Here is a 17,955-nt window from a genome sequence, read left to right as displayed (position 1 = left end):
TATCGTTCTGTTTATGGAACACCCGGGGAGATCTGCGGTCGGTGCGCGTATCACCGCGGCCCGCGAGGGGCGCGGCATGAGTCTGTCGGCACTCGCCCGCGCCGCCGGCATCGGCAAGGGATCGCTGTCCGAACTCGAATCCGGCAGGCGCAACCCGACTCTCGACACTCTCTACGCCGTCGCCGGCCCGCTCGGGGTACCGCTGACCGCGTTACTCGGCGAGGACTCGGGCACCGAGGGCTCGGGCCCGCACCTCTCGGCGCGACTCCTGCACGTCGAACACCATCCCGGCGGTGCCACCACCGAGGTGTTCTGGCTCGCGGTTCATCCGGGCGGCACCACGATCTCCCCCGCCCACGGACCCGGCGTCGTCGAACACGTCCGGGTGGTACGCGGGCACGTCACCGCCGGCCCGCTCGGAGCCGAGAAGACCGCCGGCCCAGGCCGCTCCCTGCAGTGGGTGTCCGATTCCGACCACAGCTACCGAAGCGACGACGGCGCGCTGGCGGTGCTGACCATCGACTCGCCCGAGCCGCCCGACACCCCCGATACACGACCACCCGACAGACAACGACCCCCACGGCCGAAGCCGTAGGGGTCGTTGAGAATTCGGTTCAGTCCGGATCAGCTCAGCTGGTCGCCCGGCCGGGAGCCTTCTTGGCCGGGGCCTTCTTCGCCGGAGCCTTCTTGGCGGCGGCGATCTTCTTGGCGGGCGAGTCGTTGGCGGTGCGCGCCTTGCCCTCCACGGTGCCCGCGGCCCCGTCGATCTTGGATGCGGCGGTCGCGGCCTGCGCCTTGACGGTCTCGCCGGCCTCGGTGAGAGCCTCGGCGGCCTCGTCGAGCTTCTCGCCGGCCTCGAGTGCAGCCTCGTCGACCTTGTCGCCGATGGCATCGGCGGCGTCGTCGAGCGCGTCGCCTGCCTCACCGACGCGGGCTCCGACCAGACCGGCGATCTTGGCGGCCTGCTCGCCGACCGAGCGGGTCTGGGTCGACACGACCCCGAGGGCATCCTCGGTGAGATCGACGGCGTCGTTGTAGGTCTTCTCGGCGCGGGTCAGACCCTCCTGGACCAGCGGCTGCTGACGCAGGCGCTCGAGGGTCTCCTCGCCGCGCTCGGCGAGCGAGTTGTAGAAGCTGGTGGCCAGCTCGACGTAGGGCTCGGCGACCTTGCGCAGCTCTTCGGGATTCAGCTTGGCACGCAGCTCATCGATACTCGGGACCTCGTCGGGCAGGTTGTTCAGCCGGCTCTTGGTCTCCTCGAAGCGGGTGCTCGCGGTCTCGGTGGCGGTTTCGGTCCGCTCGCGCAGCTGCGCGACGGCGTCGGTCACCTGCGCGATGGCCAGATCGCCCGCGCCGACGACTGCATAGAAGGGGTTTGCCAGTGTTCGTTCGGCGGTGCTCATTGCGGCCTCCTTGGTGGGGTTGTCAGAAGTTCAGCAGCGCAACGAATGTCGATTCTCGAGATCAATGAATGATCGTCGGGACGGTGAAAGCTGGTCGAGATCGTCGGTGTTGCGGCGCTTCCATCTACCAGTATCCACGCTTCGCTAGCAATTGCAAGCGCTTTGTTAGCACGGTCATAGCAAACGACGCCCGCAGCGCTACGCGTCGGCGATTCCTTCGGGGTAGGAGTAGAAACCACGCCCGGCCTTCTTGCCGATCCGACCTGCCTCGACCATGCGCAACAACAGCGGTGGCGGCGCGTAGAGCGGTTCCTTGAACTCGTCGTACATCGAATCGGCGATCGCCTTGACGGTATCGAGGCCGACGAGGTCGGCCAGCCGCATCGGCCCCATCGGGTGCGCACAACCGAGCACCATGCCCTTGTCGATGTCTTCCACTGTCGCGAAACCGGTGTCGACCATCCGGATCGCCGACAACAGATACGGCACGAGCAGCGCATTGACGACGAACCCGGAGCGATCGGCCGATCGGATCACCTGTTTGCCCAACACGTCGTGGGCAAAGGTCTCGGCGCGCTCGCTCACCTCGGTCGCGGTCTCCAATGTGGTGACCAGTTCGACGAGCGGCAGTACCGGCACCGGGTTGAAGAAGTGCATGCCGATCACCCGTCCGGCGCAGTGGGTTGCCATGCCCAGCTTCATGATCGGGATCGACGACGTATTGGAGGCGAGCACCGCATCGGGATCGGTGACGACCTTGTCGAGTTGCGCGAAGACCTGGGTCTTGACCAGTTCGTCCTCGACGATCGCCTCGCACACGATCTGCCGATCGGCGAAATCCCCGAGATCGGAGGTGAACCGTAGTCGGTACGAAGCTTGTTCACGTTCGCGCTCGGTGAGCTTGCCGCTCGACACACCGCGGTCGAGGGAGCGCAGGATGCGCGACCGCCCGGCACTGGTCAGTTCCCGAGTCGCCTCGTAGACCAGGACGTCGGCGTTGGCACGGGCGCACACCTCGGCGATCCCGGCACCCATCTGTCCCGCGCCGACGACACCCACGCGCGAGATGATCTCACCGGACATTGCAGCACTCCTAGCGACAGATCGATAAGAACCCAGCACTCGATGTCGTTACACGACAACGAACTTCGGCGACGGCCCGTGACTCCTGGGCGGGCGACCACACCCCGTCCGTACAGGAACAGGCGGCCCGCAACGTGAGTCGCGGGCCGCCTGTCTGGTACGCACAATCGCGGACAGTCGAGTCCTAGTGGAACTGACCTTCCTCGGTCGAGCCCTTGAGGGCTGCGGTCGAGGTGTTGGGATCGACGGTGGTGGCGATCTTGTCGAAGTAGCCGGCGCCGACCTCACGCTGATGCTTGGTGGCGGTGTAACCGCGCTCCTCGGCGGCGAACTCGCGCTCCTGCAGCTCGACATAGGCGCTCATCTGGTTGCGGGCGTAACCGTAGGCCAGATCGAACATCGAGTAGTTGAGGGCGTGGAAGCCGGCCAGCGTGATGAACTGGAACTTGAAGCCCATTGCGCCGAGCTCGTTCTGGAACTTCGCGATGGTCGCGTCGTCGAGGTGCTGCTTCCAGTTGAACGACGGCGAGCAGTTGTAGGCCAGCAGCTGGTCCGGGAACTCGCTCTTGACGGCCTCGGCGAACTTGCGGGCCAGCTCCAGGTCGGGCTTGCCGGTCTCCATCCAGATCAGGTCGGAGTACGGGGCGTAGGCCTTGGCACGGGCGATGCAGGGCTCGATGCCCTTCTTCACGCCGTAGAAGCCTTCCGCGGTGCGAGTGCCGTCGAGGAACGGCTTGTCGCGGTCGTCCACGTCGGAGGTGATCAGGGTGGCGGCCTCGGCATCGGTACGGGCGATGACGACGGTCGGCGCGCCGGCGACGTCGGCGGCCAGGCGAGCCGAGGTCAGGGTGCGGATGTGCTGCTGGGTGGGGATGAGCACCTTGCCACCGAGGTGGCCGCACTTCTTCTCCGAGGCGAGCTGATCCTCCCAGTGGGTACCGGCGGCACCCGCGGCGATCATGGCCTTCTGCAGCTCGTAGACGTTGAGCGCGCCACCGAAGCCTGCCTCGCCGTCGGCGACGATCGGCACGACCCAGTTGTCGACGGAGGTGTCGCCCTCGACCTTGGCGATCTCATCGGCGCGCAGCAGCGCGTTGTTGATGCGACGCACGACCGACGGGACCGAGTTGGCCGGGTAGAGCGACTGGTCGGGGTAGGTGTGACCGGAGAGGTTCGCGTCACCGGCGACCTGCCAGCCGGAGAGGTAGATGGCCTTGAGTCCGGCGCGCACCTGCTGAACGGCCATGTTGCCGGTGAGGGCACCGAGCGCGTTGATGTAGTTGTCGCCGTTGACACCCTCCCAGAGGATCTCGGCGCCACGCCGGGCCAGGGTGGGGTCCTCGACGACCGAGCCCTGCAGCTCGACGACCTGTTCGGCGGTGTATTCGCGGGTGATGCCCTTCCAGCGCGGGTTGGTGTCCCAGTCCTGCTGGATCTCCGCGGCGGTACGGGGCTTTCCGACGTTGCTCATTAGCCACTTCGCTTTCGTTGTACTACTCGGCCCGACGTGACCGATGGTGGTGCGGCCCGTGCCTGGAGCCAGAGCCGAAATCCCTTGCTGACAGACGCCCGGATTCGGTGAGTGAGGCAATCGATGGCCGCGACCCACGGGCCGCCGTCACTTTTGCGAACTCGCCGAAGCGATCCGGTTGTGTCTGCAACCAAGAGTGCCACAGGGCAAAGCCGCAGGTCCAGTGAGGTTTGTGGTGTGAACACTGGCCACGATTCCCCTCGGTTTTGCAAATTCTGCAAAAGGCGGCGTGTGAAGGTCGCGCCCATCTCATAAAAAAGTACGCGCGTACTGGGATTTTCGGCGATCTCAACGTCGCCCTCGATGCGAGGGCCGACGACCAGCGAGCGCGCCAGCCGGCCTCGCGCGGCCGCGCGGGTGTGACGACCTTCACACGAAATCGAAAAGGCTCTCGCCGGCGGGATACCGCAGAACGCCCCGGCGCGACGCCGTCGTCAGCTCTTACGGCCCGCCGTGGCCACCGACAGCGCACTGCCGAACAGCGTCACGAAGTCCTGTTCGGCGAGCGGGGGCTGGGCGGCGGGTGGCGCTGCGGGTGGCGCGACGGCATCGGTCGGGTCACCGGACACCGTGAGACTCACCGAGACCGGAGCGGCCCCGCCCGGGCGGGCGACGATCGCGTAGCCCACGTAGTCGATACGGGTACGGACCGACCGATCCGCCAAGGTGGTCGTGGTCGCCGACTTCACGAGCAGCATCTGTTCGACCTTCTCGACGTCCTTGCCGAGTTCGGGTGCGGCCATCTCGGAATGCACGGTGACGATGCCCGTCCCGGCGAGATTGCCCGTCGTGATCATCGTCTGCGTGCGCGCACAGGCACCGGTCATGGCGGCCACGTCGGCGCCGATGTCACGCATCTCGTTGGTCACCAGCTCGACGAGCCCCCCGAAGGAGGCCTGCGCGGCCAGCACCGCCGAATTCGCCTCGGTCAGGGTCGGATTGAGCTTCGCATCGGCGGTGGGCCGGCACTGCTGCGGAGTGACCTCGGTGGCGTCGGCCGCCTTGAGTTGCGTGGAGTTGGCGTCGACGAGCTGGGACACCGACAACTCGGTGGCGGTGAATCCGACCGGCAACGTCGACGGGTCGAGCAGCAGGTCGGCAGGTACGGCCGCCAGATCGGGGACGGTCGTCGGCGCATGCCCACACGCCACGGTCACCGTCGCGACGAGGCCCAGCAACACCGCCGCCGGCCCCGCCATCCTCCCCCTGCGCCGATGAGCGCGCCCTACCCGCACGCCGTCACCGTACCCTGAAGCTCATCGACTCCCCCGGGATCGGGCGCATCGGCCGGGGGTCCCGGCGATGGTGAGCAGCGGAGGTGTGCGGTGACCAAGACCTATGCGGGTGCGCGAACCTACGTAGGTTCACGCCTGCGCCAACTGCGTTCCGAGCGCGGCCTCTCGCAGGTCGCGCTGGCCCAGACCCTCGAGATCTCCCCGTCCTATCTCAACCAGATCGAGCACGATGCGCGGCCACTCACCGCCAAGGTGCTCGCCCGGATCACCGAGACCTTCGGCGTCGACGCCGGATTCTTCGACTCCCAGGACGACGTCCGCCTCGTCGCCGAGCTGCGGGAGGTGCTGCTCGACGACGATGTCGAGGCCACCGACACCGCGCTCGATCCGCAGGAGATCAGCGCGATGGTCGCCGGACACCCCGACATCGCGAACGCGATGGTCACGCTGTATCGGCGCTACCGAAATTCCTCCGATCAGCTCGCCGCGGCGACCGACGAGCGCGGCGACGGATCGATGCGTGGCGCGATCACCGCACCACACGAGGAGGTGCGCGACTACTTCTACCAGCGCCGCAACTACATTCACGAACTCGACGTCGCCGCAGAGGAGATGACCACCCGGATGCGCATGCACTCCGGTGATGTGCGCCGCGAGATCATCGATCGCCTGGAGAAGCGTCACGGGGTCACCGTCGTCCGCCGCGTGGACCTGGGTGACTATGTGCTGCACCGGTTCGACCCGGACACCCGCCGACTGGAGGTGTCGGCAGCGCTGTCGTCGGGGCAGCGCGCCTTCAAGCTCGCGACCGAATTGGCGCTGCTCGAATTCGGTGATCTCATCGACGAGCTCGTCGAGGCCGGCACCTTCACCAGCGACGAGGCCCGCTCGCTGGGCCGGTACGGCTTGGCCAACTACTTCGCGGCCTCAACCCTGTTGCCCTACAGCCAGTTCCACGGTGCGGCCGAGGATTTCCGGTACGACATCGAACGGCTCTCGGCGTTCTACGCGGTCTCCTACGAGACGATCTGTCACCGGCTCTCGACGTTGCAGCGACCCAATCTGCGGGGCATCCCGTGGTCGTTCGTGCGCGTCGACCGGGCCGGAAACATGTCGAAACGCCAGTCCGCCACCGGATTCCACTTCTCCTCCTCCGGGGGCACCTGCCCGCTGTGGAATGTGTACGAGACGTTCGGATCACCGGGCAAGATCCTCACCCAGATCGCCGAGATGCCCGACGGCCGTGAGTATTTCTGGATCGCGCGGACCGTGGAGCGCCGGGCGGCACGCTTCGGCCAACCCGGTAAGACCTTCGCGATCGGCATGGGGTGCGAGCTACGACATGCTGCGCGCGTCATCTACTCCGACGGGCTCGAGATCGGCCCGCAAGCGCGGATCACCCCGATCGGCGCCGGATGCCGTGTGTGCGAGCGCCAACACTGCGCACAACGTGCCTTCCCCTCGCTGGGCACGCGTCTGCGGGTCAACGAGCACGGGAGCACCGTCTCGCCGTATATGAACATATGACCAAAGTCCCGGGCGTCGGCGGGGCCTGCCCCGCATAATGATCACGTGCGCAGCGGTGGAGCGGTCGACACGCGGGCGGCCGGGCCGCTCCGGGACGTCATCTGGCGCCGTGCCGACCCCCACCGCACGACCTCGATGGCCGCAGGGGTCGACTCGGCCCTCATCCGTCTCGCGCTGGGCATGGCCGTTGCGGCCCCACTCGTCCCCTTGTCCATCCGGCACGGTGCCGACGATCACGTCGGACTGTGGTGCGGCTACGCGATTCATCTCGTGGTGGGTGTTCTCGCGATACGAGGGCACGCGCGTCCCGGCGCCGCCCTGCTGAGCTGGATGGGGTTGGTGGTGGCGATCGCAGCCACCACCACGGTTCCCGACACCGCACACCTTCGCGCTGTGGTCGACGCGTGCATCATGTTCGGCATCGGCGCCGCTCTCGTCTTGCCTGCTCGTCGAGCACTGGCAGCTGCGGCAGCGACCACTCTGGCGGCGACGGCCTGCACCGCGGCGCTGCTACCCGCAACCACAACGGTTCTGAGGTATCAGCTCGCGACACCCGTCTACGCGTTGTGTGGCGCCGCGGCCGCCGCGGTGATCGCCGCGTCGCTGCGGCGGGTGGCCCTGCTCTCCGACCGCGCCGCGCGCGCCGGCCTCGACGCCGACCGCGCACTCGACGAGACCCGGCTCGCGGCCCGGCGTTCACGGCTTCTCCACGACACGGTCATCAACACGTTGGGAGCCATCGCGCGAGGACGCCTCACGGGCCGCGAGGACGCCGCGGCCCTTGGCGTGCGGGTGCTGATCGCCGACCGGGCCCCCGTCGACGCATTCCTCGCCGGTCAACCACCGTCGCGCCGCTCGGAGATTCTCGCACTGATCCGCGAGGCGCTCACCAACGTCGCCAAACACGCACAGGTGCCTGTGGCCCGCGTGTGGTCGACACCCGATTCGACCGCGGTGCACGTCGACGACGACGGTGTGGGCTGCGCAGACCCCCGGGCGCTTCGCACATCGATGGACGCACGCGCCGCCCACACCGGCGTCGCGATCACGGTGAACACCCGCGCCGGCACCGGCACCTCGGTCACGATCACCCCCGAGGTCGATCGGCCGGGCTCACAGGCCGGCACTCTCGTCGCGAGCACCGGACCTCTTGCCGCTTCGGTATCGGCCATCATGCTCACGCAGTTCGCCCTGATCTCGATCATCACGTTCGTCGTCGACCGCCGCGGCACCCCGCCGGGCGCGGTGTCGACCGCGATCCTCGTCTGGACACTCACCGCGGCATGTCTGGTCGCGGTCATCGGCACCGCGGCACGGTCCGGTCGACTGTCATCACCGGTCCTGGCGATCATTGGCGCAACGGTGACCGCCTCAGCTGTTCTCGTCGGCACGAACGGCATGCCCACCACCTGCGGTACCACGTCGATCGTCGGCTGGTCCGGCGACGCCGCGGCGACCCTGTGCGTGGTGGTGATCCTGGTGGACGGGCGCGTTCGCGTCGTCGGACCGGTCATCGCGATGGTCGTCGCCGCGACCACGCTCCTCACCCTTCTCGGGCCACAGGGCTGTGCATCCTCCGCGCCGGTGCTGCTCGTCGCCGACGTGCTGGTCGTGGCTGCCGTCGTCTGGCTCCGCCACCGCCTGGTGACCATGTCACGGGCCATCGACCACCGGCAGATGCGAATGCGGTCCATCCGCATGGCCCGTGATCAGGCGGCGGCCACCGAGGCGTTGCGCGCCGACGGTGTGGGTGACACGCTGATCGCCGCCGCCGCACTCCTGCGCCGGATCGCCGCCGACCCCGCTGCCACCGAGCACGCGAGCGTCCGGGCCGACGCCGAGCGCGAATAAGGGTACCTGCGCTGCATCGCCGGATTACCCACCGCCGCACCGATTCTGACGCGGCTTCTGGTGGATCTCATCGCGATCGCCCGTCCGCACGAGGTGCGCCTGTCGATCATCGCCGCCGCTGATGTGGACGAACGCACCGCCGCACGGGCTCGGGAGGTCGTGGCGCGGGTGATCATCGAGTCGGCACCGCACGATGCGGTGTCGATGGGCTTCTTCGACGATGAGGACGGCCCGAGCCTGACCGTCGTCGCACCCGGCGTCCCCGATGGTGTTCTGGAACAGCGGGTGTGAGATGCCGGTGATGGCCCTGGTCGACGACCACGAACTCGTCCGTGAATCGATGGCCGCTCAGCTCTCGCGAGAGGGCCACGAGATCGTCTGCAGCACAGACAGTCTCGATGACGTCATCGAACGCACTGACCTTGACCTGGTGATCGTCGACCTGGATCTCGGACCGGCCGGCCTGGTCGACGCCGACAGCGTCGCCCGGATCATCGCCGCGGGAACCCCGGTCCTGGTTGTCTCCGCGCTCGGCAGTCCCCGACACGTACGTCGCCTGGTGGCGCCCGGCGTGTGCGGCGTGGTGGGCAAGAACGAAGGCATCGTGGATCTGCTCGCCGCGGTGCGCGCGGCCTGTCGGGGCGAGCCGGCGACGAGCCCGCTGCTGGCCCGGGCGTTCATCGACGACACCGCCTCCGACCGTCCTGCGCTGTCCGACCAGGAGGTTCGTGCACTGCAGCTCTATGCCTGCGGGCTCAAACTCGACAGTGTCGCCCGCCGCATGGGGGTGGCGCCGAGTACGGCGAAGCAGTACATCGATCGTGTCCGGGCCAAGTATGACCGGGCCGGGCTGCACGCGCGGACCAAGTCCGAGCTGTACGCGGCCGGCGTCGCCGACGGATTCATCCCCCGCGAATCCTCCGCCGACGCCGACCGCTGATCTCAGGCGGGCAACGGATCCCGGATGATCGGGCAGGTCATGCAATGCCCACCGCCGCGTCCACGTCCGAGTTCGGCACCGACGATGGTGATCACCTCGACGCCCTCCTTGCGCAGCAGCGCGTTGGTATGGGTGTTGCGGTCGTAGGCGAACACGACTCCCGGCTCGACGGCGACGAGGTTGTTACCCGAATCCCATTGTTGCCGTTCGGACGCGTACTCCGTACCTCCGGCCTCCACCACGCGCAACCGGTCCAACCCCAGTGCCTTCTCGACCACCTCCACGAACGGCCGGTCCTCGGTGGTGACATCGATGCCGATGCCGGAATCGTTGGGCCGCAACGTGAACGTATCGATGGAGTTCACGATCTTCGGGTACACACTCACCACGTCACGATCGGCGAAGGTGAACACCGTGTCGAGGTGCATCGCGGCCCGCAACTTGGGCATCCCGGCGACGATGACCTTCTCGGCAGCGCCATTGGCGAACAACTCCGCGGCAACCTGGGTGACCGCCTGCCGCGAGGTGCGTTCGCTCATACCGATGAGCACCACGCCGTTGCCCGGGACGAGAACATCACCACCCTCGATCGTCGCTGCGCCCCAGTACTTCTCCGGGTCACCCCACCACACGGTTGCGCCGACGAAGTCGGGATGGAACCGGTAGATGGCCTTCATCAGCAGCGTCTCGTCATGGCGCGCAGGCCAGTACAGCGGGTTCAGGGTAACGCCGCCGTAGATCCAGCACGTGGTGTCACGGGTATAGAGCGTGTTGGGCAGTGGCGGCATCAGATACTCGGCGGGACCGGTCTCCTCACGCGCCAGTGCAATGTAGTCCGAGCGCAGGTCCGACGGCAGGTCCCGGGTCGACATCCCGCCGATCAGCAGAACCGCCAGCTCCCTGGCGGGTAGTTCGTCGAGATAGCCGCGAGTCTGTGCCACGAGTCCGAGACCGACCTCGTTGGCGACGATCTTGCGGTCCAGCAACCACGCGCGCGCGGCGTGGTCCTCCATCGTCTCGGCCAACAGATTATGCAGTTCGACCACCTCGACACCCCGGTCACGCATCTTCGTCATGAAGTCGAAGTGGTCGCGCTTGGCATTCTGCACCCACAGCACGTCGTCGAAGAGCAGGTCGTCGGCGTTGGTGGGGGTCAAGCGTTCGTGGGCAAGCCCAGGGGCGCACACCAGGACCTTGTGCAGGCGCCCCACCTCGGAGTGAACACCATAGGCAGCAGAAGCGTTGGCCATCGGAACAATTCCTTTCTCACAGCAGAATCGGGACAATCGGGGACGACGCCGATCCGGGCGGCGTCAATGCGCGGGCTGGTCGGCGCCCTCGACGTAGGTCGCGTGACGCTCATGGTCGGGGTGTTCGTGGATGTCCTCCGAACCCGTTGCCAGATAGATGATCCCGCCGATTGCGCCCACCAGGACCACCCCGAAGACCATCGCCTCGACACGAGTGAAGATCCGCAGTCGTTGTTCGCGTCGCGCGAGCACGTACAGAACGGTTCCCACCGCGTACAGAATGCAGGACAACAAGAGTTTGTCCAGGCCGGCCGCCCACACCAGGAACGCCGTGTAGACGACCGCGACACACGCGATGATCATGTCGGAGGTCCGCGATCCCCCGGACTCGTAGGTCTCGCGGGTCACGGTCAGTTTCAGCATGAATGCGGCGGCGAGCAGATAGGGCAGCAACGCCAGCGCAGAGGTCAGGTCGAGCATGAAGTCCAGCCCGTCGTCGACGAACAGCACGACGATCAACAGGATCTGCACCAGCCCGGTGGCGAAAACGAGCGCGAAGATCGGTGCACCCGACTTGTTCTCGCGGCCGAGGAAAGCGGGCATGTCCTTGGCGCGCGCGGGGATGAACAAGATCTCGGCGGCCATCAGAGTCCACGCAAGATAGGCGCCGAGCACCGACACGACGACCCCGATGCGGATGAAGATCGAGCCCCACTCCCCGACCAGGTGCGCGAGCACCGAGGCCACCGATGGCTGATCGATCGAGGCCAACTCACCCTGCGGCATGGAGCCGTAGGAGACAAGCGTCACCAGCGCGAATACCCCCAGTACCCCGAGAAACCCGAAAACGGTTGCCTTTCCGACATCTTCACGCTTCCTGGCGAATCGCGAATAGACGCTGGCGCCTTCGATTCCGAGGAACACGAACACCGTGATCAGCATCGTTCCGGTGACCTGGTCCCACAGCGAACCGACATCGATTCCGTTTCCGCCCCAGAAGTTGTCGGCGAAGTAACCGGCGTCGAACATGATCAGCGCCAATACGATGAAGACCACCAGCGGGACGATCTTGGCGATGGTAGCAATACGGTTGATGATTGCCGCCTGCTGCACGCCACGGCTGATGAGCACAAAGAACAACCAGACGCACACCGACGAGATGAGCACGGCCGCAACCGTTGTGCCGTCTCCCAACCCGGGGAACAACGCGCTGGTTGTCGTCATGATGAGCACCCAGTAAGAGCAGTTGCCTGCGCATGCCGACGCCCAGAAGCCGAATGCCGACGCGAAGCCGACGTAGTTGCCGAAGCCGGCCTTGGCGTAGGCGTAGATCCCTGCGTCGAGCTCCGGCTTGCGGGTGGCAAGGCGCTGAAAACAGAACGCCAGCATCAGCATTCCGGTTCCGGCAATGGCCCACGCGATGATCGCGCCGAATACCCCGGTTTCGGTGCCGAATCTGCGGGGCAGCAGGAAGACCCCCGATCCGACCATCGAACCGACGACCATCGCCGTCAGCGTTGGCAGGTTGACCTTGCTGCTCTGCTCGCTGGTTGCGTTCTGGCTCACGCGGAGGTCTCCGTTCCGATGGTGGGCTGGTGGACGATCTTGAATCCGGTGAAGCCGTACACGATGCTGAGCAGCGGGCTGAAGATGCAGAACAACGCGAAGGGGAGATACGACAGCGTGGCAACCCCGAGGACCGCACCCATGAATGCACCGCACGAGTTCCAGGGCACCAGCGGGGAGGTCACCGTCGCGCTGTCGGCGCACAATCGCGAGAGGTTCTGCGGTGCCAACCCACGTCTGCCGAACTCGGCGCGGTAGATGCGGCTGGGCAGGACGAGCGCGATGTATTGATCCCCGGCGACGAGATTCAGCCCGAATGCGGTTGCGAACACCGTCAGATACAGGCGGCCACGGGTTCGAGCCGCGGCGATGGCGGGCACGATGAGGCGATTGATGAGTCCGAAATGCTCGAGAAGCGCACCGAAGGTGACCGCACCGATGATGAGCCAGATCGTGAACAACATGCTGTCCATGCCGCCTCGCGACACCAGACGGTCGATGTCGGCGATTCCGGTGTTGACAGTGAGTCCGTTGGCCATCACCTTCCAGATGGCCTGCATCGCACCGACAACCACGTTCGGCGACCCGCCGATGTCTCCGACGAACTCGCGAACCAGCGACGCCTGGGTGAATGGCGCAAGCACTCCGGCCACCAGGGCCGCGCTCAGCAGAGCCAGCGACGCGGGGACCTTGCGCGCGGACATCACCACGAGCACCAACAGCGGAATCAGATTCACCGGGCTGATCCAGTAGATCTGGTCGAGTTTGGCCAGTTCGACCTCCTCGCCGGGAGTCGCGGTGACCGCTGGTCCGGCGATCCCGAGGATCATGAAGACCACACACGCGAGCCTGAAAGCCGGCAGCGACGACCATGCCTGCGAGCGGATGTGGGTGTAGAGGTCGACCTTGACCATCTGCGCGGTGAGGATCGTGGTCTCCGACAACGGCGACAGCTTGTCACCGAGGTAGGCGCCGGAGATGACGGCGCCGGCCGTGATCGCCGCCGACACACCCAGCAACGTGGCGATGCCGACCAGCCCGACCCCGATCGTGCCGACGGTGGTCCACGAACTCCCGATGGACATCGCGACGATGCCGCAGATGACGGCGGTGGCGATGTAGAAGTATCCGGGGGCGAGTACCTGGATGCCGTAGTAGACGAGGGTTGGGATGGTGCCGGACAGATTCCACGTCCCGATCAACGCACCCACGGCGAGCAGGATGAAGATGGCACTACTCACCGATGACAGCGCGCCCTGCCCGGCAACCTGCACCTGCGACCACGGATGGCCGTTCTTCAGCGCGATGAGTGCGGCGACGGCACACGCGAATATCAGCGCAACCTGGATCGGACCGTCAAGTGCGTCGAGTCCGAAGAGCGCCAGCGATCCGGCGATCAACACGGCCAGTGCGAGCATCGGCACGACGGCGTCGGCGACGCTGGGTTCCCTGGTGGGTGCGGCCTGGCCGTTGGGCTCGTCGGGTTCGGATCGTTGCCCGTCGTCGTCCATACGCGCCCTCTCCGAGACCACGGACGCGATTGCGCCGCAAGACAATAGTGCTCGGAGAAGGGGCACGGCGCCGACGGTCCGCCGTCCCCTCTTCGGGGGTCACGATCTGCGTGACGTGGCCACGCAGCCGTGAACGCGCCGGGGTCAGTACACCATCACCCGGACGTTCTCGGCGACGCATGCGGGCTTGTCGGCGCCCTCGATCTCGACGGTGTTGCGCACCACCATGGTCACGCCCTTGGGACCCTCCTCGACGGAGGTGATCACGGCGTTGGCACGGATGCGGGAGCCGACCGGCACCGGATTGGGGAAACGCACCGTGTTCATGCCGTAATTGATGACGAGCTTGGGGCCCTCGACGGCGAAGATCGACCCGGCGAGCATCGGCAGTAACGACAGCGTCAGGAAGCCGTGTGCGATGGGCGCACCGAACGGCCCGGCCTTCGCGCGCTCCGGGTCGACGTGAATCCACTGATGGTCGCCGGTGGCCTCGGCGAACTGGTTGACCCGTTCCTGGGTGATCTCGAGCCATTCGCCGGAGCCGAGGTCTTCGCCGATCGCGGCCTTGACGTCATCGAGGGAGCTGAACACGCGCGGTGTGATAGTCGTCATAATCGCCGTAGTCTACCGTGATGCCATGAGCACCCCTCGGATCGCTCCCGGTGGATTCCGCGACCTCGGCCCCGCCAACTGGGCCTTCACCCGCCTCGCCGCGCGCGTCACCGGTGTCCACGACACCCACGTCTTCTCCACGCTGGGCCGCACCCGTGGTCTGTTCCGGGCGTGGCTGTACTTCGGGGCGCGGCTGATGCCGTTCGGGACGTTGTCGCGCAAGGACTCCGAGATGGTGATCATCCGTGTCGCGCATCTGCGCGAGTCGGCCTACGAGCTCGACCACCATCGTCGGATCGGCAAACGCGCGGGCATCACCGATGATGAACTCGCGCGCATCCTCGACGGTCCCGACGCCGGATGGGGGGATCGCGAACGCGCCATCCTGCGCGTGGTCGACCAACTGGTGACCACCCGCGACGTCGACGACGTCGCGTGGGAGGCGCTGCGCCGCCACCTCGACGAGCGCCGCACCATCGGCTTGCTTCTGCTCGTCGGCCAATACGACATGCTCGCCACCACCCTGCACACCTTGCGGGTGCAGCTCGACGTCCGCGCCTGAGGGCGTTCGGCGATGGGGTCGTTTGCCGCGCGGATGATGCGTAACCCGCTGTTCTCCCGCGTCTACGAGCATGCATGGCGGCCGGTGTTCACCCGCGGCTTCAGTCTCGGCAGTCCCGAGACCGCCGACTACGACGCCGCATTGCGCGCCTACCTGTGCCGGCCCGGGGATCGCATGGTTCTCGACATCGCTTGCGGACCCGGCAATTACACCCGGGACATTGCTGCAGGCCTCACCGGCGACGGACGGGTGGTCGGCATCGACTACTCACCGTCGATGCTGCACACCGCGGTCGCCACCAACAGCATCGTCCGCGCGAGCTACCTCCGTGTCGACGCGCACGCGATCCCGTTCGCCGACAACACCTTCGACGAGGTGATCTGCCTGGCCGCGCTCTACCTGATCCCCGACCCGCTCCCCGTGCTCGACGAGATGCTGAGGGTGGCGCGCCCCGGTGCGCTGCTGGTGGTGTTCACCTCGGTGGCCGGACCGGTCTCGACGGTGCCCGGCGTGAAGACACTGGCGGCCATCGGCGGCTACCGCGTCTTCGGGCGCGACGAGATCACCGGCGCACTGCGCCGTGGCGGCGCCGAGCACATCGAGCAGACCGTCATCGGGGAGGGGCAGTATGTGCTGGCGCGGGCTCCCGGCGGGAACTGACCGAACGCACCAGCGGCGCAACGCCTTCGGCGAACCAGAACGCCTCCTCGATGTGCGGTTGCCCGGACAGGATGAAGTGGTCGATGCCGATCGCCCGGTACTGGGCGATGAGGTCGGCCACCTCGGCGTGGCTGCCGACGAAGGCGGTTCCGGCTCCCGGGCGAACCAGGCCGTAACCCGCCCACAGCCCCGGGTACACCTCGAGGTTGTCCAGGTCGGCGTTGAGGGCGAGCTGCCGGCGTTGCCCCTCGGACTCCGACTGCGAGAGCCGTTGGCGGGCAAGCTCGATCAATGCCGGGTCCATCCGCGATACCAGCTTGCGGGCCTCGGCCCAGGCCTCCTCGCGGGTGTCGCGGGTGATCACGTGCGCCCGGATTCCGAAGGTCAGTTCCCGACCGTGCCGGGCGGCGCGGGCACGCACGTCCTCGACGAGTGCGGCCACCTTCTCCGGTGGTTCGGTCCACGTGAGATAGGTGTCGACGGTGGCCGCGGCCACCTCGCGCGCATACTCGCTGGCACCACCGAAGAACACCTGTGGCACCGGGTTCGGCGGATGGCCCACCACCGCGCCGGTGACGTCGTAATGCTCACCGGAGAAATCGAACGGCGTCCCCGACCAGGCGTGCCGGACGATCTGCAGGAACTCCCCGGTGCGGGCGTAGCGCTGTTCTTTGGTGAGCCGGTCACCGAACCGCGCCTGCTCCTGCGCGTCACCGCCGGTGACGATGTTGAGGGCGAGACGGCCGCCGGAGAACTCGGCGAAGGTCGCGGCCTGCTGGGCGGCCAGTGTCGGGGTGATCAGCCCGGGCCGGAAGGCGACGAGGAACTTCAGGCGGCTCGTCTCCCGAATGAGTGCGGCGGTGGTCAGCCACGCATCGTGGCACCAGGTTCCGGTCGGGGTCAGCACCGACTCGAAACCCAACCGTTCGGCGGTCTTCGCCACCAACGCGAGATAGTCGAGATCGGGTGGCCGGATCGCCGACGCGGTGCCCAGGATGCCCGCCGACTGCAATCCGCCGATGACCTCACGTCCGTCGCCGGAGGTCGGCAGGAACCAGTGAAAGTGAGCGTCGCGCTGGGCTTCTGCGGTCATTGCGTACTCACCGCGTAGGGCGCCACCGCGGAGTTGAAGCGCTTGTCGACGAAGTCGGCGATGACGGGCTTGTGGTCGAGCTGCCCGGCGGCGGCGAAGGCGTCGGCCAGTTTCTGCTCCGAGGCGACCACGGTGTCGTCGATCTCGATGGCCGGCCGGACGCTGCGCTGCTGTGCCGCCAGGGCGGCCTGCGGATCGATGCCGATCGCCTTCGCGTACTGCTGCGACCAGGTCTCGACGTTGGCCGACGCCCACTTGCTCGCCTTGGCCAGGTGTTCGACGAAGATCCGCAGTGCGGTGTTGCGCTTCGCGTCGGCAAGAGCCTCGTTGGACGCGATGCCGAAGCCGTAGCCGTTGACCACCCCGGTCCCCGACGCGAGAATCTTCGCACCCGAATCCTGTTGCACGATCGCGGTATACGGGTCCCAGATCGCCCACGCGTCGACCGCGCCGCTGGAGAAGGCCGACAGCGCGTCGGCGGGCTGCAGGAAGACCGGGGTGACGTCCGTGCCGAGCTTCAGGTTCGCCTTGCCCAACTGCTCGAGGAGATTGCCGTGGGCCGAACTCCCCTTGGCCACAGCGACTTTCTTGCCCTTGAGTTGTTCGACGGAGGTCAGGGTGGAGCCGGCGGGCACGAGGATGACGTCACCACCGGCGTTGTTGGTGTAGGCGGAGACGATCTTGATCTTCGCGTTCGACGCCGCACCGAAGATCGGAGGAGTGTTACCGGTGACGGCGAAGTCGATCTTGCCCGCGGTGGCGGCCTCGATCTCCGGCGGACCCGAGGTGAACGTCGAGAACTCGACCTTGAACGGCAGCGAATCGAGTTCTCCCGCAGCGCGCATGAGCGATTCGGTGCCGCCCTTCTGGTCGCCGACGCGCAACGTCAGGCCGGACAACTGTGCGGGGTCGACGCTGGCGTCGGCGACGGCGCCGGTCGAATCCTCTTTGCTGACACAGCCGCTGAGCGTCAGCGCGAGAATCCCGGCCAGGACGACGAGTACGGTCGCACGCCCGCGGACCCCTCCGGCGGACATGCGTGAACCACGAGACATTTCTTCCACGAGCCTTTCGATGATGCCGACCCGACAGACGTCGGGCCAAGAAAACTGTTGAGCGTGAACGTGCAGT

17 protein-coding genes are annotated in these 17,955 nt (G+C 66.8%); 7 read left to right on the top strand and 10 right to left on the bottom strand.

The window, feature by feature from the left end; all coding sequences use genetic code 11:
• The first annotated feature begins 13 nt into the window (after positions 1–13).
• Positions 14–595 carry a helix-turn-helix domain-containing protein gene (locus J6U32_RS07210; RefSeq protein ID WP_208794286.1) on the top strand — a complete coding sequence of 194 codons (582 nt, stop codon included), beginning with the start codon at positions 14–16 and terminating at the stop codon, positions 593–595.
• Between the two features lie 34 nt (positions 596–629).
• On the opposite strand, the gene J6U32_RS07205 is transcribed toward J6U32_RS07210, so the two are convergent.
• From J6U32_RS07205 to J6U32_RS07190, 4 genes are all read right to left on the bottom strand, one after another.
• The gene (locus tag J6U32_RS07205; RefSeq protein WP_208794284.1) at positions 630–1,403 is read right to left on the bottom strand and encodes a heparin-binding hemagglutinin; all 774 of its coding nucleotides are present in this window, start codon (positions 1,401–1,403) and stop codon (positions 630–632) included.
• Positions 1,404–1,601: 198 nt separating this feature from the next.
• Complete coding sequence (locus J6U32_RS07200; RefSeq protein ID WP_208794282.1) at positions 1,602–2,486, bottom strand: 3-hydroxybutyryl-CoA dehydrogenase; 885 nt, start codon at positions 2,484–2,486, stop codon at positions 1,602–1,604.
• Positions 2,487–2,670: 184 nt separating this feature from the next.
• Positions 2,671–3,957: an isocitrate lyase gene (aceA, locus tag J6U32_RS07195; protein ID WP_208794281.1), complete on the bottom strand. Its 1,287-nt coding sequence runs from the start codon at positions 3,955–3,957 to the stop codon at positions 2,671–2,673.
• Between the two features lie 494 nt (positions 3,958–4,451).
• Entirely contained in the window at positions 4,452–5,216 is a 765-nt protein-coding gene (locus J6U32_RS07190) for a hypothetical protein (protein ID WP_208794280.1), read from the bottom strand.
• A 126-nt stretch (positions 5,217–5,342) separates the two neighbouring features.
• Between J6U32_RS07190 and ramB the strand changes: the two genes are divergently transcribed.
• The 4 genes from ramB to J6U32_RS07175 are packed head-to-tail and all read left to right on the top strand — an operon-like array spanning position 5,343 to position 9,570.
• Complete coding sequence (ramB, locus tag J6U32_RS07185) at positions 5,343–6,779, top strand: acetate metabolism transcriptional regulator RamB (RefSeq protein WP_208794279.1); 1,437 nt, start codon at positions 5,343–5,345, stop codon at positions 6,777–6,779.
• Between the two features lie 45 nt (positions 6,780–6,824).
• Positions 6,825–8,630, top strand: a complete 1,806-nt coding sequence (locus J6U32_RS07180) for a histidine kinase (protein ID WP_244332669.1) — start codon at positions 6,825–6,827, stop codon at positions 8,628–8,630.
• A gap of 60 nt (positions 8,631–8,690) precedes the next feature.
• Positions 8,691–8,921 (top strand): hypothetical protein, encoded by a 231-nt coding sequence (locus J6U32_RS27275; RefSeq protein WP_244332667.1) that lies wholly within the window; start codon positions 8,691–8,693, stop codon positions 8,919–8,921.
• Between the two features lies 1 nt (position 8,922).
• Positions 8,923–9,570 carry a response regulator gene (locus J6U32_RS07175; RefSeq protein ID WP_244332665.1) on the top strand — a complete coding sequence of 216 codons (648 nt, stop codon included), beginning with the start codon at positions 8,923–8,925 and terminating at the stop codon, positions 9,568–9,570.
• Positions 9,571–9,572: 2 nt separating this feature from the next.
• Here J6U32_RS07175 and J6U32_RS07170 read toward each other — a convergent pair whose 3' ends face one another.
• The 4 genes from J6U32_RS07170 to J6U32_RS07155 form a co-directional block, all read right to left on the bottom strand.
• On the bottom strand, positions 9,573–10,820 hold the full coding sequence (locus J6U32_RS07170) for an arginine deiminase (protein WP_208794275.1): 1,248 nt from the start codon (positions 10,818–10,820) through the stop codon (positions 9,573–9,575).
• Between the two features lie 63 nt (positions 10,821–10,883).
• The gene (locus tag J6U32_RS07165; protein WP_244332897.1) at positions 10,884–12,326 is read right to left on the bottom strand and encodes a basic amino acid/polyamine antiporter; all 1,443 of its coding nucleotides are present in this window, start codon (positions 12,324–12,326) and stop codon (positions 10,884–10,886) included.
• A 56-nt stretch (positions 12,327–12,382) separates the two neighbouring features.
• Positions 12,383–13,897: a Na+/H+ antiporter NhaC family protein gene (locus tag J6U32_RS07160; protein ID WP_208794271.1), complete on the bottom strand. Its 1,515-nt coding sequence runs from the start codon at positions 13,895–13,897 to the stop codon at positions 12,383–12,385.
• Between the two features lie 144 nt (positions 13,898–14,041).
• Positions 14,042–14,509: a MaoC family dehydratase gene (locus J6U32_RS07155; protein WP_208794269.1), complete on the bottom strand. Its 468-nt coding sequence runs from the start codon at positions 14,507–14,509 to the stop codon at positions 14,042–14,044.
• Positions 14,510–14,534: 25 nt separating this feature from the next.
• On the opposite strand from J6U32_RS07155, the gene J6U32_RS07150 reads away from it, so the two are divergent.
• Positions 14,535–15,071, top strand: coding sequence for a carboxymuconolactone decarboxylase family protein (locus J6U32_RS07150; RefSeq protein ID WP_208794268.1), 537 nt, complete (start codon positions 14,535–14,537; stop codon positions 15,069–15,071).
• Positions 15,072–15,083: 12 nt separating this feature from the next.
• Positions 15,084–15,731, top strand: a complete 648-nt coding sequence (locus J6U32_RS07145; protein WP_208794266.1) for a class I SAM-dependent methyltransferase — start codon at positions 15,084–15,086, stop codon at positions 15,729–15,731.
• Here J6U32_RS07145 and J6U32_RS07140 read toward each other — a convergent pair.
• Positions 15,682–16,824: an LLM class flavin-dependent oxidoreductase gene (locus J6U32_RS07140; protein WP_208794264.1), complete on the bottom strand. Its 1,143-nt coding sequence runs from the start codon at positions 16,822–16,824 to the stop codon at positions 15,682–15,684. The two genes, J6U32_RS07145 and J6U32_RS07140, sit on opposite strands and share 50 nt — an antisense overlap.
• Positions 16,821–17,861, bottom strand: coding sequence for an ABC transporter substrate-binding protein (locus J6U32_RS07135; protein ID WP_208794262.1), 1,041 nt, complete (start codon positions 17,859–17,861; stop codon positions 16,821–16,823). Before J6U32_RS07135 ends, J6U32_RS07140 begins: the two co-directional genes overlap by 4 nt.
• Positions 17,862–17,955: the final 94 nt, after the last annotated feature.

It is taken from the genome of Gordonia polyisoprenivorans (assembly GCF_017654315.1).
Classification (GTDB): domain Bacteria; phylum Actinomycetota; class Actinomycetes; order Mycobacteriales; family Mycobacteriaceae; genus Gordonia; species Gordonia polyisoprenivorans_A.
This window is presented reverse-complemented; position numbering and strand designations above follow the sequence as displayed.

Bases quoted from the DNA above. Each gene is read 5' to 3' on its own strand.
- J6U32_RS07210 (WP_208794286.1), top strand. From the start codon at position 14: ATGGAACACCCGGGGAGATCTGCGGTCGGTGCGCGTATCACCGCGGCC.
- J6U32_RS07205 (WP_208794284.1), bottom strand. From the start codon at position 1,403: ATGAGCACCGCCGAACGAACACTGGCAAACCCCTTCTATGCAGTCGTC.
- J6U32_RS07200 (WP_208794282.1), bottom strand. From the start codon at position 2,486: ATGTCCGGTGAGATCATCTCGCGCGTGGGTGTCGTCGGCGCGGGACAG.
- aceA (WP_208794281.1), bottom strand. From the start codon at position 3,957: ATGAGCAACGTCGGAAAGCCCCGTACCGCCGCGGAGATCCAGCAGGAC.
- J6U32_RS07190 (WP_208794280.1), bottom strand. From the start codon at position 5,216: ATGGCGGGGCCGGCGGCGGTGTTGCTGGGCCTCGTCGCGACGGTGACC.
- J6U32_RS07175 (WP_244332665.1), top strand. From the start codon at position 8,923: ATGCCGGTGATGGCCCTGGTCGACGACCACGAACTCGTCCGTGAATCG.
- J6U32_RS07170 (WP_208794275.1), bottom strand. From the start codon at position 10,820: ATGGCCAACGCTTCTGCTGCCTATGGTGTTCACTCCGAGGTGGGGCGC.
- J6U32_RS07165 (WP_244332897.1), bottom strand. From the start codon at position 12,326: ATGGTCGTCGGTTCGATGGTCGGATCGGGGGTCTTCCTGCTGCCCCGC.
- J6U32_RS07160 (WP_208794271.1), bottom strand. From the start codon at position 13,897: ATGGACGACGACGGGCAACGATCCGAACCCGACGAGCCCAACGGCCAG.
- J6U32_RS07155 (WP_208794269.1), bottom strand. From the start codon at position 14,509: ATGACGACTATCACACCGCGCGTGTTCAGCTCCCTCGATGACGTCAAG.
- J6U32_RS07150 (WP_208794268.1), top strand. From the start codon at position 14,535: ATGAGCACCCCTCGGATCGCTCCCGGTGGATTCCGCGACCTCGGCCCC.
- J6U32_RS07145 (WP_208794266.1), top strand. From the start codon at position 15,084: ATGGGGTCGTTTGCCGCGCGGATGATGCGTAACCCGCTGTTCTCCCGC.
- J6U32_RS07140 (WP_208794264.1), bottom strand. From the start codon at position 16,824: ATGACCGCAGAAGCCCAGCGCGACGCTCACTTTCACTGGTTCCTGCCG.
- J6U32_RS07135 (WP_208794262.1), bottom strand. From the start codon at position 17,861: ATGTCCGCCGGAGGGGTCCGCGGGCGTGCGACCGTACTCGTCGTCCTG.